The following is a 25,434-nucleotide window of genomic DNA, read 5'->3' as shown; positions in this document are numbered from 1 at the left end:
GGGCACCGACAAAATGACTTCCTGCAAAACAGCGTCGGGCCACTTTAGACTGCACCCATGACCGATTCAGCCCCCACCGTGGACCCAGCCTTCGAAGCCGCCTTCCAGGCCGCACAAAAGAGCCTCAGCGAGGGCGGCATTCCCATCGGTGCCGCGTTGGCCCGCAACGGCGTGGTGGTCGCCAGTGGCCATAACGAACGTGTCCAGCACGGCGACCCGATTGCGCACGGCGAGATGTCCGCGCTCCGGGCGGCCGGACGCCAAAAGACTTATCGCGACACCACGCTCTACACCACCCTGGCGCCCTGCGCGATGTGCACGGGAACCATCATCCAGTTCAAGATCCCGCGGGTTGTCGTGGGCGAAGCCGAGACCTTCCCCGGCGAATTCGACCTCCTGCGTTCACGTGGAGTCGAGGTGGTGGTCCTGGACGATCCCCGTTGCGTGGACATGATGCGCTCGTTCCAGGACGAGCACCCTGAACTGTGGGCAGAGGACATCGCGGAATAACCGTCGCCGGCTACAGAGGGTCCATATACCAGCTAGCCATCCGACGACTTTTTGGCGGGCTTCCTCGGCGCCGCCCGGCGGGACCGGGTCGTTGGAGTTGGGGAAATCAGTTCCTTGACCTGGGCCACCACGGTGGAGTTGGCGCCCCGGGCTCCCAGGTCCTTTGCGAGGGTTTCCACCTCCGACCTTGCGGCGGCGCTGTTGTCCGCCTTCGCATGGAGTTCCGTGCGCAGTTCCACCAGGCTGCGGTAGGCAAGGTTGCTCGCCGCACCGGCAGACTGTTGATAGCCGGCGAGGCCGGCGTCGGTCAGCGCCAGCGCCCGCTGGGGATCAGCGCTATGGTGCTTGACCATCTTTTCGTCCTTGCGGCGATAGAAATCATCGCCCACAGACTGCGCGACGGCGGTGGCCGCCTTGACGCCCAAAGGCTCACCGCCAAAGCGTTCGGCGGCCTCGGTCAGGGCATTCAACCCTCTCTCCAAATAGGGTGACATGGACCCTTCAAACGCCAAGGTCAGGCCAACTTCCCGGGTAAAGAACTCGGGAGCGAAGCGGTCCTCTTCCCTGGTGACGGGGAAACCAACGCGCAACGGCAACGTGTTGGACGCTTGGACGATGCCGTCCGTGGAATAGATGGCGCGAACCAGATACTGCCCCGGCTCGTCGAAAGCGAAGCCCTCCACTCCGTATGCGAGCTGGACCAGCTGGCTGAAGCGATCGCTGCCGTCATCGTCGCCCACCGGAGCCGGTGCCAGCGTGACCATTTCCGGGAGGCCGTAGAAGCAGACCACCGATTCATGCAGGATCACGGTTCCGTTGGGTTTCTGGACGTACACGGTGGTGTTGCCATAGCGGGGGTCCAGCCGGCCGTCCACCATAACCGGCACGTCAGTGGTATTCCGCAACCGGAACTCGATGGACACAGGTTCCATGTAGTCGAAATGGTCCTTCGCCGAGAGCGTCAGTTCCACGTCGCTGCCCGGACCGGAAACCGTCATGGCGCCGGCAGGGGATTCCAAGTGCCCTCCGGAGGCCCATGGATCGCCGCCCATGATCACGGAGGCGCGGTCTCCGTGGCGCATGTGGAGAAGTTCGTCGTCGTCGAAGCGGAAGCGGAAGTTGCCCCAGAAGGAGTCCGTGCCGTTGCGCTGATCGTATTTCCAGTCGTAGTTCATCCAGGACAGCGAGTCCGGGCGGGCTTTGTCCCAGGCATGCAGGAAGTTGAACGCGTGCCCGGCTTCATGGACCCAGGTGTAGAGGAAATGCCGCATGGCCCACGCCTGATCCTGGGTGACCGGATTGGAGACGAGGTTGGTGAACCAGGAGTGGTTCCGGAAGACCGCAAAACCTTGGCGGTCCGGTCCGCGACCTGCGCCGCCAAAGCCCGCAGCGGCGTCGAACATAATGCCACCCACCCCCGCGCTGTCAAAGATGCCGGCCTGGATGCCCCACATGTTCCACGCGGGCCACCCCGAGTTGTACTTGCCGAACGAGGTTTCCATGGCGTCGTGGAGTTCGCCGACATTCCAGGAAGCGAAGCCTGGCGCGGTGTCGTCGATGACTGTGTGCACCGGATCGATAGTGACCGCGATCCCGGCATCCCTGTATGAGGACTCGATGGTGATGGTCCGGTGGGGCAGGTCAGGGGGACGGTTGGTGTGGGCATGGCTGTTGTAGACGGGGACCTTGGGCTCGATGTCCACGGACGAGCAGTAGTCCAGCTCCAGGTTCATGTCGCGGAAGGCTTCCGAGCGGTAAGAGCACGCAAAGGGCTGGCCGAGGATCCCGCCGGACGTCAACGTGGCAACAGCCCCGGTCACAGCACCGGAGGACCACGAGACCACTATGTCCACCGTGGTGGCAGGGTGGGTTCCTTTCCAATAGCGGACGGTCCCGACGATATGCACGTCGGTATCTGTGAATGTCACAAGAGGCGTGTCCACAATCCAGGACTCCACATACGTCTTCACCAACTGGTTGACGCCGGCGACCTTCACGAAGCGGGTGTTGTACAGATCGCCGCTGACCTTGTTCATGACCGGAGACTCGACCCCGTTGCGGGCGTCAATGTCCAGCCGGAGGTCCAGGGCGCTTCCGATGGGGCCGGGGTTGCCTTGAAAGCCTTCATAGCGTCCGCTGACCGTGCTGGGCTGGCGGCAACTCCAAAGATCGGAAGCGGGGGCAGGGGTGTAGTAGGTGCTGGGGACGTTGGGGGTGTCCATGGGGGATCTTTCTCACGCTGAAGCAGTCAAATATGCGATCGCCCGCGCGCTTGGCGCAGAAGCGGCATGACGGTCCAGGGCGGGGCGGGGTGCGCGTGGTGAGGCTCAGATGAGACGAAATGGCCGATGCCCGGAAGCCGTGTGTAACCCACACTGAGGATACTCCAGCGAATGGACTATATCCAGAGAAACACGGCCATTTTTTGGCCTCCAGAGGGTCCCCATGATCTGGTCAGCGGTACCCGCCGGGCGTAGGCTGGCATCATCGGCGCTCGGAGCCGAAGGAACCATGCCGAAGGCCCCGCGTCGATCACCCCAATCGATGAAGGAGGACCCATGAGTGCCGTACGTGAATTCATGACCACGAATGCGCAGTGCATCGCCGAGGATAAAACTCTCCAGGAAGCCGCCATGCTGATGAGGGATCTGGACTGCGGTTCACTTCCCATCTGCGGCAGCGACGGCAAGCTCACCGGCTTCATCACCGACCGCGACATCGTGGTCAAGTGTTTGGCCGAAGGTAAGGATGCCCGCGAAGTCCTTGCCCGCGAGCTCGCCACCGGAAAGCCCTACTGGGTGGACGCCGATGCCAACGTGGACGAGGCCGTCACCATGATGGAGGAACGCCAAGTCCGCCGCCTGCCCGTTATCAGCGACCACAAGTTGGTGGGCATCATCAGCCAGGGCGATATCGCCCGCAACCACTACGCGGAACAGCGCCTCGGCGAGATGGTGGAGCACATCTCGGCCAAGGAGCACATGTCCCGCTGAGCCAGTCCCAGCGGTTCCCAGTATCCACTCCAGCCGCCGCGAGGCCTTCCCTCAGAGGAAGGCCTCGCGGCCCGTTCCTTCACGCATCACGAGTTCGCCCTCTTCGATGGAGACGATCAGGCTCTTGGGTTTCCCCACGAGCTTCCTGGTTGCGCTGAGTTGTCTGCTGCTGACTTCCACCCCCACCGTGGCACCCTTGGCGGGAAGTTCCACCGTGACTTCGTCGGCCATCCCCAACAGCATCTTGGTGGAAATGCCGTGCTCGGACACGGCTTCCTTGCCGTTGACGGTGACGGTCACGTCATCGGCATCAAATCCGTCCTGAAGGATGATCAGCAGTTCCTGCATGGTCCAACTACAGCACTATCAGCGTCCCCGGGATAGGCCTTCCTGCTACCCGTCTTCGGAAACTGTCGGCCACGTGAGGCAAACTGTCATGGTGACTTTAAATCTCCAACACCAGTCAGCTGATACCGCCATCCACGCCCAGATCGCCGCTGAACTCGGCGTCAAGGCCTGGCAGGTCAAGGCCGCGGTGGAACTGCTCGACGCCGGATCCACCGTCCCCTTCATCGCCCGATACCGCAAGGAAGTCACCGGGACGCTCGATGACACGCAGCTCCGCGACCTCGAAGAACGGCTCAGATACCTGCGCGAGCTGGAAGAACGGCGCAAGTCAGTCCTCGAGGCGATTGCATCCCAAGGCAAGCTGACCCCGGAACTGGAAGCCGCCGTCGTCGGTGCCGACACCAAGGCGCGCCTGGAGGACATCTACCTTCCCTTCAAATCCAAGCGCCGCACCAAGGCCCAGATAGCCCGCGAAGCCGGGTTGGAGCCGCTGGCCGATGTCCTGCTCGCCAATCCCCAGCTTGACCCCGCTACCGAGGCCGCCAAGTACCTGAATGCCGAGCACTCCATCGACGACGCCACTGTGGCGCTCGCAGGAGCCCGCGCCATCCTGGTGGAGCGCGTCGGGCAGGATGCCGATCTCGCCGAAGATCTGCGAGAACGCCTCTGGAAGCAGGGACGCATGGTGTCCCGCGTGAAAAAGGGCATGGAGGCCGAGGGCCAGAAGTTCAAGGACTACTTCGAGTTCACGCAGGTGCCCTCCGGCATGCCCTCGCACCGCGTGCTGGCCCTGCTGCGCGGTGAAAAGGACGGCGTCCTGGAGTTGGATCTCGCTGAGGCAGACCCAGCCGACGACGACGCGCTGGCCGCCGCCCGCGGTAAGTACGAGAACGCTGTGGCCAAGTGCCTCGGAGTCGCCAACCAGGGGCGGCCCGCCGATACCTGGCTGATGCAAACCGCTCAGCTCGCCTGGCGGGGACGCATCCTGGACCGGCTGACCACTGATCTTCGCGGACGCATGTTTGCCGACGCCGAAGATGAAGCTGTTCGCGTTTTCGCCGCCAACCTGCGCGACGTCCTGCTGGCCGCTCCTGCCGGGAACAGGGCCACGCTTGGCTTGGACCCGGGGCTCCGGACCGGTGTGAAAGTGGCCGTGGTGGACGGTACGGGCAAGGTAGTCACCACAGACACCATCTACCCGCATGCCCCAGCGAACAAGTGGAACGAAGCGTTGGCCACTCTCGGTCGGCTCGCCAGGCAGCACAACGTGGAACTCGTCGCGATCGGCAACGGAACCGCCTCCCGCGAGACGGACAAACTGGCCACGGAGCTCATCAAGTCCCTCGAAGCTTCCGGCTCCAAGGGGATCCAGAAGCTGGTGGTGTCCGAAGCCGGAGCCTCCGTGTATTCGGCGTCTGCCTTGGCCGCTTCCGAACTTCCGGGCATGGACGTATCGCTTCGCGGTGCCGTGTCCATTGCCCGCCGCCTTCAGGATCCCCTGGCGGAACTGGTCAAGATCGAGCCGAAGTCCATCGGCGTTGGGCAGTACCAGCACGACGTCACCGCCGCGAAGCTCGACCGGTCCCTGGATGCCGTGGTGGAAGACTGCGTTAACGCCGTGGGGGTGGATGTGAACACAGCATCGCCAGCGCTGCTGAGCCGGGTTGCCGGCGTTGGCCCGTTGCTGAGCGAGAACATCGTGGCTTACCGGAATGAGAATGGCCCGTTCGCCAAGCGCAGCGACTTGAAGAAGGTGCCGCGTCTGGGCGCCAAGGCCTTTGAACAGTGCGCGGGCTTCCTCCGGATCACCGGGGGAGCGGAGCCGCTGGATGCCTCCAGTGTCCATCCAGAGGCCTACTCCGTTGCCCGCAAGATTCTGGTCGCAGCAGGCGGTGGGCCCGCCACGGCGCTGGATCCGCAGGCCTTCGTGGACGGCACCTTCGGTCTGCCTACGGTCAAGGACATCATGTCCGAACTGGAGAAGCCGGGCCGCGATCCGCGTCCTGCGTTCCAGGCGGCGTCGTTCTCCGAAGGGATCGAGAAGATCTCCGACCTCAAGCCCGGCATGATCCTGGAAGGAACAGTCACCAACGTGGCTGCCTTCGGCGCTTTCGTCGACGTCGGAGTGCACCAGGACGGCTTGGTCCACGTTTCGGCGCTGTCCAACAAGTTCGTCTCGGATCCCCGCGAAATAGTGAAGTCCGGCCAGGTGGTCCGGGTGAAGGTCCTTGAAGCCGACCCCGAGCGGAAGCGCATCTCCCTGACGTTGAGGCTCGACGACGAACCCGGCGCCGCTGCCGGACGCGGCTCCGGCGGGCGTGCTTCGGGCGGGCAGGGTGATCGTCGTCAGGGCGGCGCACGGCAAAGCAAGCCCCGGCAGGCTCCGGAGGCCGCGAACACGGCCATGGCTGAAGCACTGCGCCGGGCCGGACTCGGGAAGTAGCCGGAACCGGGAAGTAGCAGGAAGTATCAGGAGCCGGGAGGTACTGCGGCCCCCTACAGGCCTGCGGTCCTGGCGTCCCACACTTCTGCGTCCGAAGGCTGGAGGGCCATAGGCAGCCAGCGTCCGATGCGTTCGAATGCCTGTCGCCTGACAGGTTCGGGCGACAGGAAAATGTCGTGGAAGGCATTCGGCAGCCGGCTCACCGTGACGGTGTCCGCCAAGGACAGCGAGCGGTGGGCCACGGCGTCAACGTTCAAGGCGACGTCGGCGGTCAGCGCATCAGCGGACCACTTTGGCTGCAGATAGCTCTTGTCCGAGAGCAGCACGAGCACGGGAACGTCGATACCCAGTCCCGCTGCGACGGTGGCTTGGCCGCGGAATACGGCGTCAAGGAATGCGGGCGTGACAGGGAAGCCCCGGTCAGGCCGCCACTCGAGGTTGTAGTCCCACTCGCCGTCGAGGGTGGCTGACACGGCCCGGGTATAGATGCCCGGATCTACTGGCGGCAGTGGTGCCAAGGGGTGGAGCCGGGCGTGGAGGCCTACCAAGGGCGCGATCGCCCGCCGGCCGAGCTCAGTCGCCTGGAATTCCAGCCAGGGACTGTTGAGGATCAACGCCGACGCCATTCCAGGATGACGGGCAGCCCACAGGCTGAGGGTGAGCCCACCAGTGGAGTGCCCCAAAAGAATGAGCGGCCGATCCCGCCCAGGATCACCTGAGCGTCCCATCGCTGACAGTGCTGCTGCGATGTCAGCGTCGTAGTCGGCCAGGTCGGTGACGAATCCCGGCACCATGCCCGGGCTCAGGCTGCGGCCGTAGTTGTGCAGGTCCAGGGCATGGAAGCGTGCTCCGGCCCGGTGCCAGAACTCAGCGACGTGGCGTTGGAAGAAGTAGTCGGACCAGCCGTGTACGTAGAGGACGTCTGCGTCGATTGCACTGTTGACGGGAGCTCCGCCCGCAGTCCAAGGCCACTCTGGTTCGGCTCCTAGGTACCGCACCACGGTGGCGACAGCGCCGCCGTCGAGGTTGAGCGTTTGCTGCTCAAAGCCTTCGCCAAGAATGTCCGGGACCCATTCCTGCCTCATGCGTCCTTTTCCTTCTGCCAGGGCCAGCGGCCAGTGATTTCCAGCTCAAGCGAGAAGCTGAGGAAGGTCCGGATCAGCACGATGATCGCGAGGACGCCCACGCTCTCAAAAGTGGGAGTGACGGCGACGGTCCGGATGATGTCCGCGGCCACCAGGAGCTCGAGCCCCAAAAGGATGGACCGCCCCAGGAGCTGCCGGTAGGAACGGTAGGGAGAGAACGGTGTGAGGCCGGCGGCGCGCTTTGGCTGGTAGCCGCGCAAGGCCATCGGAATGGAAACCAGTGCGCCGATCACCATGACCGCCACCCCGGCTGCGTCCATGTACCGGCCGACTTCTTCGATGACGTGCTGGAAATCCATGGCCCTCCTCCATAGCTGCGTGTCTCCACCGTCTCACACAGCAACCAACGACGGCGGCAGCCGGGTTCTGTAAAAACAGAACCTGGCTGCCGTCGTCGTGCGCTGTTGAGCCGTGCGATGTTGCAGGCTGCCGCTACAGCGCGGGTGCCGCTACAGCGCGGGTGCCGGGACCGGGAAGAAGACCCGGGGATCCTGCAGGAGCGCGGGATAGTCGAAGTCGGAGCGCTTGATCACGTTGGTGACCTCGAAGTTGCGGGCGAAACGGCCATCCACTGTGATGGGCCGGCCCTGGATCAAGCCAACAGCGAACGTCTGGCCATCGTCGAACGGAACGGCCAGTTCGGTCTTGCCGGGCAAGGTGTTGAAGGCCCGCTCCTGTGCCTGGCGCTTCCGCGTAGGCTTCTTCTCGCGCGGTGCCACCGGGCGCTTCTTGGGGCCGCCTACCTGCCGGCGGGACTTCTCCTCCGCGTACACAAACTGGTACTCGTCAGGGTCCGCAACAGGCGTGGACTTGGCCTTGCCGTGCGGCGGCATGCTGACGATGGTGAGCTGCTCCGGGCGGAGGTCCTCCACGTTGGAGCGCAGGATCAGGAGGCGGTCCTCTTCCGGGTCCTCCGGGTGGAACTCGTGCTTGGGCTCGGGCCACACGTATTCCAGCTTTTCCTCGATGCCGGGGAAAATCTGCGCATAGTGCTTGGGATCTTTGCCCAACAGTTTGGAGCGGTGGCTGAGGTGCAGGTCCTCGTGTCCGAGCCACGGCGGCATGACAATCCGGGAAGCGTAGTCCGGGTGGGCTGCCTGCGGGGCGAATTCGGCGATGTTCGCGCGCGTGTTGTCCGGGTGCCCGCGGTCCATCCATTCGTCTGCCATGGCCAGGCCGTACATGGTGAGGGCAGGGACGTGGCCCATCCACATGCGCACGGCGGGGTGCTGCTGCCAACCGTACTCCGGGATCACCAAAGCGCGGAGGACCTGGAGTGCTTCGACGCGCTGCTTGCCGAGCCTTGAGGTGTCGAGCGCCTTGGCACTCTCACGGAAATCGGCGAAGGGGAGGAAAGTCTGCATCCTTTCAGTTTGAGGGTGCCGGGCGTGAGAACCAAGTTGAGTGCTCCGGGACACGTGCCTTTGTTGGGGCCTAGAGTTGCAGGGTGGAAACTTTTGACGAGAAAACTGTCACCACGGCGCCCCCGGTTGCCGAACTGCACCTGCACATCGAAGGGACACTCCAGCCAGAGTTGATCTTTGCCCTGGCCGAACGAAACGGCATCGAGCTGCCGTACCAAGACATCGAGGAACTCCGAGAGAAGTACGAGTTCACGGATCTTCAGTCCTTCCTGGACCTCTACTACGCCAACATGGCCGTCCTGCAAACCGAGCAGGACTTTACCGACATGACGCGTGCCTACCTGAAGCGGGCAGCCGCCGGGGGAGTGCGCCACGCGGAAATCATGATGGACCCCCAAGCCCACGTCTCCCGGGGTGTGGCATTGGAAACCTGCGTCAATGGTGTGGCCAACGCCCTGGCCACCTCCGAAGAAGACTTTGGTGTCTCCACCCTCCTCATCGCCGCTTTCCTGCGGGACATGTCCGAGGACTCCGCCCTCGAAGTGTTGGACCAGCTCCTGGCCATGAAGGCTCCGATTGCCGGCATCGGCCTGGACTCCGCAGAGGTGGGCAATCCGCCGTCGAAATTTGAGCGCCTGTACCAGCGCGCCGGCGAGGCCGGGCTGCGCAGGATCGCCCACGCGGGCGAGGAAGGCCCGGCCAGCTATATCACTGAGGCTTTGGATGTGCTCCACGTCGAGCGGATCGATCACGGCATCCGCTGCATGGAAGACACGGACGTTGTGCAGCGGCTGGTGGCTGAGCAGGTGCCCCTGACAGTGTGCCCCCTCTCCAACGTCCGGCTCCGGGCAGTGGACAAGCTGGAGGACCACCCTTTGCCCGAAATGCTCGCCATCGGCCTGAACGTTTGCGTGAACTCCGACGACCCCGCCTATTTCGGTGGTTATGTGGACGACAACTTTGAGCAGCTGGCCAAGGTCCTGGAGTTCTCCGTACCGGAGCAGGCCACGTTGGCGGCCAACTCCATCCGTTCTTCGTTCGCCAGTGACGCCCGGAAATCGGTGCTGCTGGACGAGGTCACCGAATGGGTCAAGGCATCGGTTCCCCACGCTTAAACGGCCCATAAACCCAGTCAGCCGATACCCGTGGATCACTTGCGGCGTCCGCAATGTCACACTCGGTCACGACACACGGTGTTTACCTTCTGCAGTCGCGGGAATTAACAATTCATTGGCAAACTGCAAGAAAGTATTCACCCGTTGAAGGAGAAGCATGGGCGCGAACACCGCCGAGAACACCAACCTTCGTCTGAAGGCCGTACTGGACATCCTCGCTGAAAGCGTGTGGTCCGAGACAACCCTCAACGCCGGCGAGGTCCTGGCCGAAGCGATCGTCCGCGTACCTTTCAATGACCACGAGGCTGAACTTCTCAGTGGCGGCATCCCCCGCGGCCACAAGACCCTTACCTCGGCATCGGCCAAGCTGGTCAAGGCCGGCTGGCTGGTCAAGGGCCGTTCCGGCTGGACCATCCCGGAGGACGGCCTGCGTGCGACGGTGGCGTTCCCTGATGTCGCCGCTTTTGCGGCAGCGCTCGACGCCGGAACTCCGGTACCAGCCGATGTTCCGGTTCCGACGGCCCCGCCGGTAAAAGCTCCGGCCAGGAAGGCAGCTGCCAGCAAGCGGGCCGCGGCAAAAAAGACCACCGAGCCCAAGGCGGCGGCTGCTGAGGTCGCCGAGCCGAAGGTTGCCGCTGCCAAGGTTTCTGCGCCGAAAGCCAAGGCTGCGACAGCCAAGGCAGCGCCTGCCGCGAAGAAGTCCACGCGGAAGGCGCCGGCCAAGGCAGCGGCGGCCACCGCCGTCGAAACCGTGCCGCAGCCCGAGGCCGTCGCGATTGCCGGTGACTTCAACAAGATCCTCGGTGCGCCCGAAGATTGGGCGCCGCAGTACGACGAAGCCCAGATGGAGTTCAACCCGCTGGTCCAGGTGTGGACCATCACGGCTGAACTGCCTGCCGGCTTCTACACGTACAAGATCGCGCTCAACCGGTCGTGGGACGAGAACTACGGTGCGTTCGGCGCCCGCGATGGCGCCAACCACGAGTTGAACCACGACGGCGGCCCCGTCACCATCACGTACAGCCACGCGACGCGGGACATTGTGATCGGCTGAGTATTTCCTGGCTGGATCCCGCCCCTTGTTCGTCCCATGAGCCGTTGAACGGCAGGGGCCGAACAAGGGCGGGATTCGTTAAGGTGGGTCCATGACTGACGAAACCGTTCGCCTCACAGCCCGCATCACCGGCGTTGTCCAGGGTGTGGGTTTTCGCTATTGGACTGCCAGGAAAGCTGAAGAACTCATGCTGACGGGAACGGTCCGAAACAACCATGACGGATCCGTGCAGTTGGTTGCAGAGGGGTCAGCGGCAGACGTTGACAGCATGGTGACGTGGCTGCATTCAACACGGGCGCCGGGCCGGGTGGAGAACGTGGACTTCGAAGTCTCGGAGGCCACCAGGGATTTCGAGGACTTCAGGATCACCGACTAGCGACTGATTATTTGGTGGCCGAACCTGCGTGGAGGGCTGCCCGGGTCGCTTCGATGTAATGGTCCAAAGGCTTCAGCGCCGGCTGGGATGAAGCATCCCGGACCGCATCCGCGCCGACGGCGTTCGCCACGGCCAGTGCGTGACCGTACTCAAGGCCGGACTGGAGTGCCAGGACCAAAGCGGCGCAGAAAGCATCCCCGGCTCCAATGGTGTTGGCAATGTCCGTGACACGTACGGCCGGGGCCTCGGCCACTCGTTCTCCATCGACAAAGATGGCTGAGCCGTCGCCCCCGTAAGTGACGGCAACCAGTGGGGCATTTCGAAGGGCCGGAATCAGTTCATACTCTGTCTCGTTCACGATCACCAGGTCGCAGCGTTCCAGGAGTTCGGGAAGGATCGGTGCGGCCGGGGCCGCGTTCAGGGCGAAGAATCCGTTGGCGCGGCGGGCGGCCTCCAACACCAGGTCCTGGTCCACTTCGAGCTGGCAGAGCAGGGCCTCGCCGTCGCCGAATGAGACACCGTTCAAGGCCACGGAGCCGTTGGCGCCGGGGCAGACCACAATCTGGTTCTCGCCCTCGCTGTCCACCAGCACCAGCGCTGTTCCCGTGGCGGCATCCACGCGGGCAATGTCCCGGACATCGACGCCGGCACCCGCCATCGCGCTGATGAGGCTGAGTCCCGCGTCGTCCTGGCCCACTGCCCCCACCATGCGGGAAGTACCCGCGAGCCGGGCCGCCGCAACGGCCTGGTTGGCGCCCTTGCCTCCGGGTTGCTGGCGGAGGATGCCGCCGCCGACGGTTTCACCCGGTGAGGGGAGCCTGTCGGCGGTGGCTGTGATGTCGAGGTTGATGCTGCCCACCACGGTCAGGGATGAGGGCGCGGCAAACTGAGGGGACGTGCTCATGGAAGGTCCTTTACGGGTAATTTCAGGAGGACTGGATGACGGAGAGGTGGCCGGCCTTGGCAGCCACCAGGCATTTGGCGAGGTAGAAGGCGTTGCCGTTCCGGCGCACGTACTGGGTCAGGACCAGTACGGGGTCGGACGGGCGGAGGCCCAGCAGCTTTGCACGGCTGGGACCTGCGGTGCTGAGGCTGATTTCACATTCGCCGGGTCCGAGGGAAACCCCAGGAAGTCCGCTGAGGACTTCGAGCAGCGTGGACGCGGAAAGGGTGGGAGCTTCTGCCGCTTCGGCCAGGGCCTGGGCTTCGGGGATCCCTTGGGCCACGTTTTCCTGGAGGTGGGCAACAGGCTCACCGTTGCGGATGAGCACGCTTTCCCAGAACCACACGTCTTCATCAGGCTGCACGCCGATGCCGGGAGCCACGAATTCCGACGCCGGCTGCTTGATCGCCGCGACCCGTTTGACCTGGATGTCCTGGTCGGGTCCGCCAAGGAGTTGGTCAAACGGGCGTATGTGTTCGATGCCGATACGGGGAAGCGAATCCGCTACGAAGCGGCCGACGCCGCGCCGAGCCCGGGTGAGGCCGTCTTCTTCGAGCAACATCAGCGCTTCCCGGATCACGGTGCGGCTGACGTCCATCATGGTGCCCAGCTCGGTCTCCGTGGGGAGCAGCGAACCAGGCGGCAGGATCTTGGTGCGGATGGCCTCAGCGATGCGGGAGTAGGCCGCGACGCGCAATGGCTGACCTGGCTGGGCAGCGATGGGTCGTGACAGGAATTGGACGGCGTTGTCGGTCAAGGGTGCCTCACTTGAGATGGGTTACCGACACTGTACCGGATGACTGTGACAGGTTGCACAAGCTCGTAATACATGCTTGTATAACAACTCACATCTCGTGGCGCCGCCCCGCGCCCTCGGACAAAGGAGTTTGATGTGAACATCCCCACCGCCACTGGCCAGCAGCCTGCAGACCCGCAGGCCCCGGCATCAACGCAGGCCCCAGCAGCCGCGGAAGAAAGCCGCTTCCACGGAAAAGCCGCCGCGCTGCTGATCACTACGCTGGTCCTGGCAGTGCTGGCCTTCCAGCTCAACGCCAGCATGATCACCCCGGCGCTCCCGCACATCGGCTCCTTCTTCGGCGAAACGCCCGAGGCCGTTGCGCAGGTCCAGTCGATGTTCTTCCTGGCGGGCGCCATTGCCGGTCCGGTCATCGGGCGATGGAGCGACTTCATCGGCCGCCGCAATGCCCTCCTGCTGGTGCTGGCGATCATGGGCGCCGGAACGGTCCTGTGTATTTTCGCGCCCACCCTGCCCCTGCTGGTCACGGGCCGCTTCATGCAGGGTGTCTCCAGTGCCATCTTTGCGCTGTCCTACATCGTCCTCAATGAGTACCTGCCGGCGCGGCTCTTCGGCACCTCCATCGGCATCATCGCGGCCATCAATGGCGGCGTTGGTGGCGTGGATGGCTACTTCGGCGGACTCATGGCCGAGACCCTTGGCTTCCAGTCGATTTTTGTCGCCGTCCTGGTTTTGGCCGCGATCGCCGTCGTCTGCGTCATCAAAGTGGTCCCCGGCGGCAAGTCCGCGGCGGCTCCGGGCCGGATGGACTGGTGGGGTGCAGGCTCGTTGTCCGTGTTCCTGGTTTTCATCACCTACTTTGTCTCCACCGGTTCTTCAGCCGGCTGGACCTCGCCTGCCGCCCTCGGCCTGTTGGCCGGCAGCATCGCTTCCTTTGCGGCGTTCTGGCTCATCGAAAAGAAGCGCGAAACTCCGCTGGTTGCAGTACACCACCTCCGTTCACGCCAGGTCTGGCCCGTCATTGCCACCACCGTGCTGACGCTCGCGGGCATCTTCGCCATCATCAACTTCACTGTGGTGCTGCTCAGCCAGGACAAGGAGAACGGCTTCGGTCTGTCCGCCTCGGTTGCCGCCCTGCTGTTCCTCACCCCTGCGGCACTCATCGGCGTGTTCGCCGCACCCCTGGCCGGATGGATCGCCGACCGCCGCGGTTGGATCAAGACCGTCCGCGTCGGCACGGCAACCAGCCTCGCCTGCGCGATCGTCGCAGCACTGTTCGCCCACCACCAGATCGCGGTCCTCATCGCCATCGCAGCCCTGGGCATCTTCTACAACGGCTTCTTCCTCACGGCCATCAACGGCTTGTCCGTGCTGCTCTCTCCCAAGGAAGCACCGGCCGCCTTGCCGGGCATCAACGGTGCCTCCTTCGGCATCGGCGCGAGCCTCGGCGTCGTGATTGTTGCCCCCTTCGCAGGTCAGGGAACTGCCGCCGGATACTCCACAGCCCTCTGGATTTCGGTGTCCATCACAGCACTTGCCTTCATTGTCAGCCTCTTCATCGCGGCACCCAAGGGCGAAAAAATCTAACGCACGACGCCGGCACCCGGTTGGGCGTGCCACACACCAGAACTTCACCCCGCCCGCCCCACGACCCGCTCCATCCTGAAACGAGAGACCATCATGACCCAGTCCGCACCCTTCTTCCTTGACTGCGATACCGGCATCGACGACGCCCTCGCCCTCGCCTACCTCCTGGCCGCCCCGCGGGCGGAACTGGTAGGAATCGGCACGGTCAGTGGCAACGTCAGTGCAGCAGGCGGCGCCCGGAACACCCTGGACCTGCTGAACCTGGCCGGCCACCCGGACATTCCGGTGGCTGTCGGTGCGCACGATCCACAGGTGGGTACGTTCCACGGCGGTGCCCCACATGTCCACGGCGACAACGGCATCGGCGGAGTGGACCTGGTCCAGTCTGACCGCGAACCGGTGGACGCAACGGCCGCCGAACTGTTGGTCCAGCTGGCACACCAGTACGCCGGGGAACTGCGCTTGGTGGCCATCGGCCCGCTGACCAACATTGCCGAGGCGCTGCGCCTGGAACCCAAGCTTCCGGAGCTCATTGCTGAGGTCACCATCATGGGCGGCGCAGCACTGGCCCCCGGGAATATTACGCCGGTGGCCGAGGCCAACATCGCCAACGACCCCGAAGCCGCTGCCGAGGTGCTGGCCGCCGACTGGAACGTCACCCTGGTACCCCTGGATGTCACCATGACCAACGTCCTGGAGGAAAAACACCGCCAGGAGTTGCTGGCCACCGAGCACCCGGTCTCGCAGGCGCTGGGAGAAATGCTGGGCTACTACTTTGGCTTCTACGTCGACATCTTCGGCCGGGCATGCTCGGCGATGCACGATCCCCTTGCCGCGGCCATCGCCGTCAGGGGAGTGGAGCTGACGCTGGCTCCCACCGTTCGTGTCCAGGTGGACACCACTGACGGACCCGGTCGCGGCCAGACGGTGTGCGATCTCCGCGGTCAGTACGCGGGCTTCCCGGAGCAGCGCGGGGCACGCTGCCGGGTAGTGATGGAAATTGGCGAGGACTTCGCACCGCACCTGCTTGGAACCCTGCAGGGGGCCTGGCTCCCTGAAGAGCAGGAGATTGTGCCCGTCGCCTGACGGGCGGGAGGCTGGGGTATCGACGACGACGGCGGCAGCGGCCCGCCGTCGTCGTCCGCGTTTAAGCCGCCTACGTGTACATGAGCGAGCCGGGTGTGGTGAGCTTTTCGCCGGTTTCCAACCAGGTCTTGAGGCCGGAGAGGATCATGGGCCAGCCTCCGTAAAGTTGGTCGTTGGCGCCTTCGCGGAGTTGATCGTGCGTGACGGTCAGGTGGCAGGAGTCGCCGACGGGTTCAATTTCCCAGGTGATCCGCGAGGTTCCCTCGGCCTTCACGTCCTCGCCCCAGAGTGCACGCATGGTTTGGACGAGCCGGCGCGGAGGATCGACTTCGATGTTCTCGCCCTCGCCGAGTGGTGCGTCAGCGTTGACGTTGTGCATCTCGAAGCGGCTTCCGGGCGTCCAGTCCGATGTGAAGGTGTTTCCGAACTGGTACTTGCTGCGGATGTCGCTGTCGGTGATGGCTTCCCAGAGCCGTTCGGGAGTGGTCTTGATGTATATCTCGAAGATCTTTTCCATGGGACTTTCCAATCTGGATTTGAGGTCGCTGAGGGCAGCGGCCCATGGTTCTGCGTATTTACTCACCCAACGATCGTGGATGAGGCGGATGGGTACCGGGTTCAGGAAGTGCAGCTTTTCGCGTCCCCGACGGCGGGTGACCACCAATCCCGCATCTTCCAGCAGCTTGAGGTGCTTTGCGATGCCGAAACGGGTCATCTCGAACCGGGCTCCCAAGGCGGAGGCGGACTGGCCATCCTCGCGGAAGAGTTCGTCCAGCAGTTCCCTGCGGGTGGGGTCTGCCAAGGCCTTGAACACGATGTCCATGGCGTCAGAATAGGTGACCATATGGTCACGTGTCAACGGTTTCCAGGGCCGCTGGGGGTGGGGCGCCGCGTGTGGACCGGGCGGTGCGCCGCGCGTCGACCGGGGCGGGGCGTCGAGATCGTGGGTGCGCTGCGAAACCGCCGTTCCTTTCCGGCGATCCCGCAGCTTTCCCGCGCTCCCGTTGAATTCAGGCCACGGCACAGGTCTCCGCAAAGATGGTCCGATAGTTTCCATTCGACCTCGGAAACTTGCTCGCTTCATTACTCGATTTCGCCCGCTGCGCCTGGCAACAGCTGCTCCGAAACTCTGGAAATCAGGCGTCGTTGGGCTAGTTTCAGAGGGCGTTGTTACTCATGAGTTTCGGATACTGACCTGTTGTTATTGCGTAAACTTTACGATAGTTTCTCTCTGTGATGTGCGTCGCACAGTGATGTGGGGCGACGAAGCCGAGTGAAGGACAACGATGACCATCCACCCTGAGGAATTGCGGACAGCCGAGGCGCGGCTCCAGCAACTGCACCAACGAATAGGCGGCATAGCCTACGGCGGGGATTACAACCCCGAGCAATGGCCACAGGAAGTGTGGCTCGAGGACGCCAAACTCATGCAGCAGGCCGGGGTAAACCTGGTGACCTTGGCGGTCTTCTCCTGGAGCCGGCTGGAAACCAGTGACAACGTCTTCGACTTTGGCTGGCTGGACGACGTCATGGACCTGATGCACTCGCACGGCATCGGCGTGGACCTGGCAACCCCGGACGCTGTGCCGCCGGCCTGGCTGGTGGAGCAGCACCCGGACATCATGCCGGAGCGCCCCGACGGCAGCATTTTTGGCTTCGGTTCCAGGCAGCACTTCGATGTTTCCCACCCCGTGTACCGCGCCAAGTCACTGGCCCTCGCAGAAAAGATGGGGGAGCGCTACGCCGGCCATCCTGCGCTGCGGATGTGGCACGTCGGCAATGAATACGGACCTGTGTCCTATGGTCCGTGGGCTGAGAAGGCGTTCCGGGAATGGCTGCAGCGAAAGTACTCGTCCCTGGATGAGCTCAACCAGGCCTGGAGCACCACGGTGTGGGGCCAGCTCTACTCTGACTGGAACCAAGTCGGCGTCCCTGCCCAACCCCGCACCTGGTCCAACCCGTCACGCCGCTTGGACTTCCATCGCTTCACCTCGGACAGCATGCTGGAACACTTCAAGGCCGAGCGTGATGTCCTTCGCCGTCACAGCCCGGACCTGCCGATCCTCACCAACTTCATGCGCTTCTACAAGACCAACGACTACTGGGCCTGGGCCGCTGAGGAAGACGCTGCGGCGCTGGACATCTACCCGGATCCTCGCGAAGACGACGCCCACATTGCGGCAGCGCTGAACTTCGACCTCATGCGCTCACTCCGTCACGGCCAGCCGTGGATGGTGATGGAGCAAGCCACCGGCGCGGTCAGCCAATGGTCCGTCAACGTCTCCAAGCTTCCGGGCAAGATGCGCCTCGGCTCTTACCAGGCCATAGCGCAGGGCGCTGATTCCATCTTGTTCTTCCAGTGGCGGCAGGCCAAGGGCGGAACCGAGCGCTATCACTCGGCCATGGTGAACCATGCCGGCCCCAACACCCGGATCTTCCGCGAAGTCTGCGAGCTCGGCCAAGAACTCAAGGCGTTGGGCGACCTGACGGGAACGCGATCCACAGCCAAAGTGGCCATCGTTTTTGATTGGGACTGCTGGTGGGCATTGGAACTCGGCAACTCTCCGAGGTCGGACCTGAACTACGCGCAGGAGGTCCAACGGTTCTACCGCCCCCTGTTCGAGGCCAACATCACCGTGGATTTCGTCAACGCCAACAGCGACCTTTCCGGGTACAGCCTGGTGATCATGCCGGCGTCGTACCTTCTGACGGACGACGCGGCAGCCAGCTTCGAAAACTACGTGGCAAACGGTGGAAGGCTGGTGGTCTCCTACCTTTCGGGCATCGTGGACCAGGACAACACCATACGGCTGGGCGGCTACCCGGGCGCATTGAGGAAGGTCCTGGGGGCATGGAGCGAGGAAATGCACCCGCTCGCCGGCGCGGACGAGCACGTAAAGCTCTCAACGCCCGACGGCGGCACCTCCTCCGCGAGCTACTGGACTGAGCATCTGCACGCCGAATCTGCGGAGGTCCTGGCCAGCTACTCCTCGGGCCGCCTTGCCGGTGCTCCGGCCGTCACCAGCAACTCGTTCGGCCTTGGCACTGCACTGTACGTGTCGGCGCGCGTTGACGAGGACTTACTGAACCAGCTTCTGGAGGACCAACTTCGCGCGGCCGGTGTGAAGCCGGAACTGAAGGCGCCTGCAGGAGTCCAGGTCCGGCGTCGTGCTTCCACTGCCGCGGACGGCACCAACAAAAGCTTCCTCATGGTGCTCAATCACAACGATGCGCCGTCCAGCGTGGACGTGCTCGACGGCGGCACGGACCGCCTCAGCGGACGCGCGGTGAGCGGGCTGGTTGAGCTCCCTGCCAACGGAGTCCTCATTCTGGACGAAATTCCGGACGAAGCTGCCGGACGGGAGGCGGACTGATGGCTTTGCGACTGGATGTTCCACCCAAGGCCGTCGCGGGCCCCGAACCCGGCTCAGCGAAGAAGCGGCGCAACAAGCCCGGAAGCTGGAAGCTGGCGCTTAAACGCGATTGGCGTTTGTACACACTGCTGGCGCTGCCGCTGCTGTATCTCCTGATTTTCAGATACTTGCCCATGGTCGGCAATGTGATCGCTTTCCGTCAGTTCCAGCCCGGAGGCAGCATCTTCGGCGAGAAGTGGGTGGGGTTCAAATACATCACCCTGTTCATCAACGATCCCAGCTTCTGGCAGGCCTTCCAGAACACCATCATCCTTGGCGTCCTGACCCTGGTGTTTTGCTTCCCGATGCCCATCATCTTCGCGCTCATGCTCAACGAGTTGAGGTCGCAGAAGTTCAAGAAGTTCGTCCAAACCGTGGCCTACCTGCCGCACTTCATGTCCGTGGTGATCATCGCCGGCATGATCCTGCAGAACTTCTCCATGACCGGCACCGTGAACCAAATAGCGGAGTCGGTGTTCGGAACCACCGTGAATTTTACGCAGGACCCGGGCTGGTTCAGGCCCATGTACATCAGCTCCGAGGTCTGGCAGACCATGGGCTGGGGCGCCATCCTCTACCTTGCCGCGCTGACGCGCGTGGACGAATCGCTCTATGAGGCGGCCCGGATCGACGGCGCCAACCGTTGGCAGCAGACATGGCACGTGACTCTCCCAGCCATCAGGCCAACCATCATCACCCTGTTGATCCTGAACATCGGCACATTCATGGCGGTGGGTTTCGAGAAGATCCTGCTCATCTACAACCCGCTCAACTACGCAACCTCAGACGTCATCTCCACCTACCTGTACCGGGTGGGCCTGGAATCCAGCAACTTCAGCTACGCGGCCGCCATCGGAATGTTCGAATCCGTCATCGGCCTCACGCTGATCCTCTCAGCGAACGCGATCTCAAAGCGCCTCGCAGGAACGAGCCTGTGGTGAACAAGACAGCTACTGCCATCAAGGGCGGCGCCGCCCAAGGCGTCCTGGTGAAGGACATGAAAGTCTCACGCGCCATGCGGATCTTCCGGGCGTTCAACCTGGTGTTCCTGCTGCTGGTGGTGTTCCTGACGGTGTACCCGTTCCTGAACATCATTGCCCAGTCGTTCTCCAGCGAAGGGTTCATCAACGCCGGACAGGTCAACCTGTTCCCGATGGGCTTCAACACCGAGACGTACAAGCTGATACTGGCCGATTCCACCTTCTGGAACAACTACGGCAACACTGTGCTGTACACGGTGGTGGCAACGGCAATCTCCATGGTGCTCACCACGTCGTTCGCCTACGCCATCGCCAAGAAGGACCTTAAAGGACGCAGCGTCTTCATAGGCCTTGCCGTGTTCACCATGTTCTTCAACGGCGGGCTGATTCCCAACTACGTGCTCATCAGTTCCCTGGGCATGCGGGACTCCATCTGGGCCGTGGTGCTGCCCAACGCCATCAGCGTGTTCAACCTGCTCATCATGAAGTCCTTCTTTGAGAACATGCCCCGCGAACTGGAGGAAGCGGCATCGATTGACGGGCTCACCCAGTACGGGGTGCTGTTCCGGGTGGTCCTGCCGCTCAGCAAGGCAATCGTGGCCACCATGATCCTGTTCTACGCCGTAGCCAACTGGAACTCCTGGTTCCAGGCCTTCCTCTACCTCGACAACCCGGACCTCTTCCCGGTCACCATCTACCTGCGCAACATGATCGCCGGAGTCACCACAGCGGGCTCAGCCGGCGGAACAGCGGAGAACGTCGGCCAGATCGCCGCCAACATCCAATCGGTCACCATCGTCCTGACCGTCATCCCGATCCTTTGCGTCTACCCCTTCGTGCAGAAGTACTTCTTCTCGGGCGTCATGCTCGGTTCCGTCAAGGAATAACCCTTATGAAAGGACATCCAATGATCCACAAACCTGAGCTCCGCCGACCAGAATTCCGCAGGCGCGATTTTCTTGGACTCGCCTCTGTTGCCACCATCGGACTCATGCTGACCAGTTGCGACGCCGAAACCACCGAAAAGGTGGATACGTCCAAGTCCCGCAACGGCGCGATGGACAGCTTCAATGTCGGTGATACCTTCAAGGCGACGGTGCCGTTGACGTTCACCTTCCTGTTCTCCGATCAGCCCACCTACCCGTACAAGAAGGACTGGCTGCTCTTCACCAAGATGGCCAGCGACAACAATGTCACCTTGGAACCGACCATCGTGCCCAACAGCGACTACGAACAGAAACGCAGCCTCCTCATCAGCTCTGGCAGCGCGCCGGAGATCATCGCCAAGACCTATCCAGGACAGGAAGCAGCGTTCGTTTCCGCCGGTGCCGTCCTGCCCGTCAGCGACTACGTGGACCTGATGCCGCATTTCCAGGAGAAGGTGAAGAAGTGGAAGCTCGAGCCCGAGATTGAAGGACTGACCCAGGAAGACGGCAAGTATTACGTCCTGCCCGGTTTGCATGAGGAACTCTGGCCCGACTACTCCCTGTGCTTCCGCAAGGATGTACTGAAGAAGGAAGGCCTCTCCGAGCCCACTACCTGGGACGAATTCCGTGACGTGCTGCGTTCGCTGAAGAAGGCCTACCCGGACGTGGTGCCCTACTCTGACCGGTTCAAGGGTGACAGTGTCCTGAACATCGCAAGTGCAGCCTTCGGGACCGTGGCCGGCTGGGGACTGGTGGACGGCCTGCAGTTCGACGAAGACAAAAAGGAGTTCGGCTTCGCTGCTGGTTCGGATAAGTTCAAAGACCTGGTGACGTACTTCAACTCCCTGGTGTCCGAAGGCCTGATGGACCCTGAAAGCTTCACCCAGACCGACGACTCTGCCATCCAGAAGTTCGTCTCCGGCAAGTCGTTCGTCATCAGTGCCAACTCGCAGAACGTCATCACCTACCGCACCTCCATGGAGCAGTCCTTGGGCAAGGGCAACTTCGAGATCGGCAAGATCACGGTTCCGGGTGGCCCGGCCGGAGACGTCATCGGCGGAACCCGGTTGGAGAACGGCATCATGCTGAACTCGTCCGTGAAGGACAAAGACAGCTTCGTGGCGCTCATCCAGTACATCGACTGGTTGTTTTACAGCGACGCCGGTCAGGAGTTCAGCAAATGGGGCGTGGAAGGAACCACCTTCACCAAGTCCGGCGGCAAGCGCCAACTCGCATCCGACATTAACTTCCAAGGCCTCAATCCCGCCGGCACCAAGGACCTCCGGGTGGAGTACGGATTCTCCGGCGGCAACTTCGCCTACGGTGGGGCCACGGAACTGCTGCAGTCCACGTTCAACGACGAGGAACTGGCGTTCCAGAAAGCCATGAAGTCCAAGAAGCCGCGCCCCGTGCCCCCTCCTGTACCGTTCAACGACGTGGACCGGGAGCAGGCGACCCTTGCACTCACCCCGCTCAAGGACCACGTCAAGCAGAACACCCTCAAGTTCATCACCGGTCAGCGTGCTCTGGCCGAGTTCGACGCCTACGTGAAGGAACTCGACAGCAAGGGCCAGACGAAATACGTGGAGTTGGCGAACAAGGCGTACAAAGCATACGCGGATAAGAAGTAGCTCTTCTGATGGCTGCGAAGGAGGAACAGTACGGATCCGGCCCTCTGTTCAGGGCGGCGGGCGTGGTGTACGGCGTCATGGGGGGTGGAGCTTTGCTGGTGCTGGCCAACGCGCTGGTAGTGCTCATGCCGTTGCTGGCTGGACTGGTGGGTCCTGGGGCGCTGGTGGGGTTCGTGCTGGTGGGCCCCTCCGTGGTGGCTTCCTGCTATGCCTTCAACCGGCTTCTCGCTGGTGAGGACACGGGGGTGTTCCACGACTTCGTAAAGGCCTATCGACGCAATTTTGGACAGGCATTGGCGGTCTGGCTGCCCTACGCCGCCCTCCTTGCAGTCATCGCCTCGAACCTCGCCAGCCTGCCGGGCAGCAACCTTGAAGCGGTTGCTGCCCGGATCGGGCTGGTGGGGCTTGGCCTTCTGGTGAGCACGGCTGCCCTGCACGCGATGTTGTTGCTTGCCCGCTTCGATTTCCGCACCGTGGACATCTACCGGCTATCCATCTACAGCATTGGTGTCCGGAAACGGGTAGCGCTCGGGAACGTGGGGATCCTCTTCATTACGGGCTTCGTGCTGATCTCCACCAGCGTGTGGCTGATGCTGTTTGCCGCCGGGCTGCTGGTCTACCTGCTGTGCATGAACTCCCGACCGCTGCTGGCGTTGGTGGAAGAGAAATTCACCGTTTCGGTGGCTGTCAGCGCGGCAGGTTCCCTGTCGGGATCCGCCCCGGTGGACTAGAGGTTTGTCCGGACCACGGCACCTTGCGCGATCACCGTGCTGACCTTTTCCAAGGCAGAGCCATCGGTCAGTGGATCCGAATCCACCACCACGACATCCGCCGCTGAACCGCGAACCAAGCGGCCAACGTTTTCGCCGCGTCCCAGCAAACGCGCCGCATTGGTGGTGGCTGCCTGCAATGCTTCCAAGGGGGTTAGTCCGGCTTCCGCGAGCAATCGGGCCTCCGTGCCGATCGGCGTCACGTCCGTTCCGAAGGAATCGGTGCCGGCCACGATCGTGACTCCGGCGTCCTTGGCTGCGCGCACGGCAGCTTGAAGGATGGGTGTGTATTCCGTTCCGCGTGCGGCCAGGATCGGGTTGGCGGAGCGGGCCATACTCGTGATGGCATCCATGGTGGGTGTGAAGAACGTGCCGCGCCGGGCCATCTCCTGGATGGTCTTTTCCGTCATGAAGACGCCGTGCTCGATGCTGCGCACGCCTGCTCGGACGGCGCCATCGATTCCTTCGGCGCTGTAGGCGTGGCAGAGGACTCCGGCTCCCTTGGCTGCCTTGACGATCGCACCGATCTGGTCCACGTTGTAGACCAACTCGCGGGGATCCTGTTCGGGAAGGCCAGCCCGCGGGTTGGCCCGGGTTTTGATGACCTCGGCGCCGCGCTTGAGGTTGACGCGGGTCAGGTACGCGAGGTCCTGCGGCTCCGTCACGCCACCGCTGAGCGTCGCCAGAGGCGCCAAGTCCGGATCAGCCAGGAGGGAATCTCCCTGATCCGGTGAGATAAACAGCCCCGCCGGAGTCATCCTCGGCGAGAGGCCAGGAGCCCACGACGGCAGCGCGGCGAGAGCAATGTCCTGGTAGAAAGTGCTCGATCCGCTCCGTACGCTGGTGGCTCCGCCTTGCAGGAGAGCCCGGGCGTCTGCCAGTGCGTTCGCGTGGACGTGGGCATCGACGAGTCCCGGAAGGACCCATTTACCCGAGGCGTTGAGCCTACGGGCACGGTTCGCGACGGCGGCAACAGCCTTGCGTGTTTCGTCCCGGGTGCCGACGGCGGTGACCTTGCCGCCGTCGAGCACCACCACGCCATCTGCCACCGCATCGCCGGTCTTTGGGTCCACCACGGTGCCGCCCTCGATGATGAGCGCTTGGGTGGTCAACGGACGACCGGGGTAGTTTGGGCCCGACTGCGTGTTGTCCGCAAGGGCAGCTGGTGCTGATGCCAGTTGCGCGGCGATGCCGGCAACGGAGATCCCGGCCAGTGCTGCAGCTCCGGCGAGGATGCCTCGGCGGGGCAACTCACCCTGGGGCTTGGGTGCTGAGGTGTGATCGTGAAGGCACATTGTTGGACTCCTGGGGACGAGCTGCTGGGCCGCTACTTGGCTGCGGTTGAGCATTTGGTATTCCAGAATGCCTCAGGCTTATGGTGTGATGCAAGCAACTGCTGAAATTGTTGAGATAGCTTGAATGCTTGGTATGCCAAGGCTGTACAGGTGATGGATGGAGTTGGTTGTCGGGGATGCGGGGATCCTCTGCATGGCCGGATTCGTGCTGATCTCCTCAACGTGCGGCCGATGCTGTTCGTCGGCGGCCTGCCGGTCTCCCTGCTGTGCCTGAACGCCAGGCCGCTGCTGGTGTCGGTAGAGGTAAGGCTCACCGTGGCCGAATAGACGGCTGGCGATTCACTCCCGGGGAGTCCGCACTGTGTACGCGCCTGTGTTTGCAGTTGCAGGCCCGCGGGGGTTGGGCACGCGCCGGCACGGGAAGCGGTCCGGGAGCGAACAAAGTGTCGCCCTGGCCCTCCCGATATTCCGACACCAAAGTTCGCTCGTCACCCAAGCCCGCGGATTTGCCGGGCAAACCGTTCAGCAAGCGCTTGACGGTGGCTCATCTCCTGATGGCGATGGGTCGCCGCCCGGAGCAAGATCGGGCCCTTGGCCTCTTCCCCCCAGTTGAACCCGGGCTTCCTATGTTCTGTGGGGGGTGTGGTGGTGGTTGCGTCGGGGTGTTTGGTGTGGGTCGATGTGGGGTGGGGGGATGA

Annotated in this window: 22 protein-coding genes; 13 read left to right on the top strand and 9 right to left on the bottom strand. The window is 63.2% G+C overall.

Annotated elements, in window-relative coordinates:
* Positions 1-57 precede the first annotated feature (57 nt).
* Positions 58-510, top strand: a complete 453-nt coding sequence (locus WBN73_RS16805; protein WP_207596644.1) for a nucleoside deaminase — start codon at positions 58-60, stop codon at positions 508-510.
* 32 nt (positions 511-542) lie between these two features.
* On the opposite strand, the gene WBN73_RS16800 is transcribed toward WBN73_RS16805, so the two are convergent.
* Positions 543-2,732: a hypothetical protein gene (locus WBN73_RS16800; protein WP_337340862.1), complete on the bottom strand. Its 2,190-nt coding sequence runs from the start codon at positions 2,730-2,732 to the stop codon at positions 543-545.
* A 336-nt stretch (positions 2,733-3,068) separates the two neighbouring features.
* Between WBN73_RS16800 and WBN73_RS16795 the strand changes: the two genes are divergently transcribed.
* Complete coding sequence (locus WBN73_RS16795) at positions 3,069-3,503, top strand: CBS domain-containing protein (protein WP_207596646.1); 435 nt, start codon at positions 3,069-3,071, stop codon at positions 3,501-3,503.
* Positions 3,504-3,554: 51 nt separating this feature from the next.
* On the opposite strand, the gene WBN73_RS16790 is transcribed toward WBN73_RS16795, so the two are convergent.
* Positions 3,555-3,851: a hypothetical protein gene (locus WBN73_RS16790; protein ID WP_207596647.1), complete on the bottom strand. Its 297-nt coding sequence runs from the start codon at positions 3,849-3,851 to the stop codon at positions 3,555-3,557.
* Positions 3,852-3,939: 88 nt separating this feature from the next.
* On the opposite strand from WBN73_RS16790, the gene WBN73_RS16785 reads away from it, so the two are divergent.
* The gene (locus tag WBN73_RS16785) at positions 3,940-6,294 is read left to right on the top strand and encodes a Tex family protein (RefSeq protein WP_337340861.1); all 2,355 of its coding nucleotides are present in this window, start codon (positions 3,940-3,942) and stop codon (positions 6,292-6,294) included.
* A 53-nt stretch (positions 6,295-6,347) separates the two neighbouring features.
* Here the strand turns inward: WBN73_RS16785 and WBN73_RS16780 are convergent, their stop codons facing one another.
* From WBN73_RS16780 to WBN73_RS16770, 3 genes are all read right to left on the bottom strand, one after another.
* Complete coding sequence (locus WBN73_RS16780; RefSeq protein ID WP_337340860.1) at positions 6,348-7,379, bottom strand: alpha/beta hydrolase; 1,032 nt, start codon at positions 7,377-7,379, stop codon at positions 6,348-6,350.
* Positions 7,376-7,738 (bottom strand): DUF1622 domain-containing protein, encoded by a 363-nt coding sequence (locus tag WBN73_RS16775; RefSeq protein WP_207596650.1) that lies wholly within the window; start codon positions 7,736-7,738, stop codon positions 7,376-7,378. The genes WBN73_RS16780 and WBN73_RS16775 overlap by 4 nt, the downstream gene beginning before the upstream one ends.
* Before the next feature lie 150 nt (positions 7,739-7,888).
* The gene (locus WBN73_RS16770; RefSeq protein WP_207596651.1) at positions 7,889-8,803 is read right to left on the bottom strand and encodes an MSMEG_6728 family protein; all 915 of its coding nucleotides are present in this window, start codon (positions 8,801-8,803) and stop codon (positions 7,889-7,891) included.
* Between the two features lie 83 nt (positions 8,804-8,886).
* Between WBN73_RS16770 and WBN73_RS16765 the strand changes: the two genes are divergently transcribed.
* From WBN73_RS16765 to WBN73_RS16755, 3 genes are all read left to right on the top strand, one after another.
* Entirely contained in the window at positions 8,887-9,918 is a 1,032-nt protein-coding gene (locus WBN73_RS16765) for an adenosine deaminase (protein WP_207596652.1), read from the top strand.
* 157 nt (positions 9,919-10,075) lie between these two features.
* Positions 10,076-10,972, top strand: a complete 897-nt coding sequence (locus WBN73_RS16760; RefSeq protein ID WP_337340859.1) for a pullulanase X25 domain-containing protein — start codon at positions 10,076-10,078, stop codon at positions 10,970-10,972.
* A 91-nt stretch (positions 10,973-11,063) separates the two neighbouring features.
* Positions 11,064-11,348 carry an acylphosphatase gene (locus WBN73_RS16755; protein ID WP_207596654.1) on the top strand — a complete coding sequence of 95 codons (285 nt, stop codon included), beginning with the start codon at positions 11,064-11,066 and terminating at the stop codon, positions 11,346-11,348.
* Positions 11,349-11,355: 7 nt separating this feature from the next.
* Here the strand turns inward: WBN73_RS16755 and WBN73_RS16750 are convergent, their stop codons facing one another.
* Together WBN73_RS16750 and WBN73_RS16745 are read right to left on the bottom strand one after the other, a co-directional pair.
* Positions 11,356-12,252, bottom strand: coding sequence for a ribokinase (locus tag WBN73_RS16750; protein WP_337340858.1), 897 nt, complete (start codon positions 12,250-12,252; stop codon positions 11,356-11,358).
* 22 nt (positions 12,253-12,274) lie between these two features.
* Entirely contained in the window at positions 12,275-13,048 is a 774-nt protein-coding gene (locus tag WBN73_RS16745) for a GntR family transcriptional regulator (protein ID WP_207596656.1), read from the bottom strand.
* A 135-nt stretch (positions 13,049-13,183) separates the two neighbouring features.
* Here WBN73_RS16745 and WBN73_RS16740 point away from each other — a divergent pair, with 135 nt between their 5' ends.
* Entirely contained in the window at positions 13,184-14,635 is a 1,452-nt protein-coding gene (locus tag WBN73_RS16740; RefSeq protein ID WP_337340857.1) for an MFS transporter, read from the top strand.
* A 93-nt stretch (positions 14,636-14,728) separates the two neighbouring features.
* Complete coding sequence (locus tag WBN73_RS16735; RefSeq protein WP_280627212.1) at positions 14,729-15,721, top strand: nucleoside hydrolase; 993 nt, start codon at positions 14,729-14,731, stop codon at positions 15,719-15,721.
* Between the two features lie 70 nt (positions 15,722-15,791).
* On the opposite strand, the gene WBN73_RS16730 is transcribed toward WBN73_RS16735, so the two are convergent.
* Complete coding sequence (locus tag WBN73_RS16730) at positions 15,792-16,544, bottom strand: ArsR/SmtB family transcription factor (RefSeq protein ID WP_207597496.1); 753 nt, start codon at positions 16,542-16,544, stop codon at positions 15,792-15,794.
* Positions 16,545-17,007: 463 nt separating this feature from the next.
* Here WBN73_RS16730 and WBN73_RS16725 point away from each other — a divergent pair, with 463 nt between their 5' ends.
* The 5 genes from WBN73_RS16725 to WBN73_RS16705 are packed head-to-tail and all read left to right on the top strand — an operon-like array spanning position 17,008 to position 23,402.
* Complete coding sequence (locus WBN73_RS16725; protein WP_337340856.1) at positions 17,008-19,095, top strand: beta-galactosidase; 2,088 nt, start codon at positions 17,008-17,010, stop codon at positions 19,093-19,095.
* Complete coding sequence (locus tag WBN73_RS16720) at positions 19,095-20,075, top strand: ABC transporter permease (RefSeq protein ID WP_337340855.1); 981 nt, start codon at positions 19,095-19,097, stop codon at positions 20,073-20,075. The genes WBN73_RS16725 and WBN73_RS16720 overlap by 1 nt, the downstream gene beginning before the upstream one ends.
* A 56-nt stretch (positions 20,076-20,131) precedes the next feature.
* Entirely contained in the window at positions 20,132-21,001 is an 870-nt protein-coding gene (locus WBN73_RS16715; protein WP_089597228.1) for a carbohydrate ABC transporter permease, read from the top strand.
* Positions 21,002-21,006: 5 nt separating this feature from the next.
* On the top strand, positions 21,007-22,671 hold the full coding sequence (locus WBN73_RS16710) for an ABC transporter substrate-binding protein (protein ID WP_207596661.1): 1,665 nt from the start codon (positions 21,007-21,009) through the stop codon (positions 22,669-22,671).
* Positions 22,672-22,679: 8 nt separating this feature from the next.
* Positions 22,680-23,402, top strand: a complete 723-nt coding sequence (locus WBN73_RS16705; RefSeq protein ID WP_337340854.1) for a YesL family protein — start codon at positions 22,680-22,682, stop codon at positions 23,400-23,402.
* Here WBN73_RS16705 and WBN73_RS16700 read toward each other — a convergent pair.
* Positions 23,399-24,736, bottom strand: coding sequence for an amidohydrolase family protein (locus WBN73_RS16700; protein ID WP_337340853.1), 1,338 nt, complete (start codon positions 24,734-24,736; stop codon positions 23,399-23,401). The genes WBN73_RS16705 and WBN73_RS16700 overlap by 4 nt on opposite strands.
* Positions 24,737-25,434: the final 698 nt, after the last annotated feature.

Source organism: Paenarthrobacter sp. CCNWLY172 (assembly GCF_037402035.1).
GTDB lineage: Bacteria > Actinomycetota > Actinomycetes > Actinomycetales > Micrococcaceae > Arthrobacter.
This window is presented reverse-complemented; position numbering and strand designations above follow the sequence as displayed.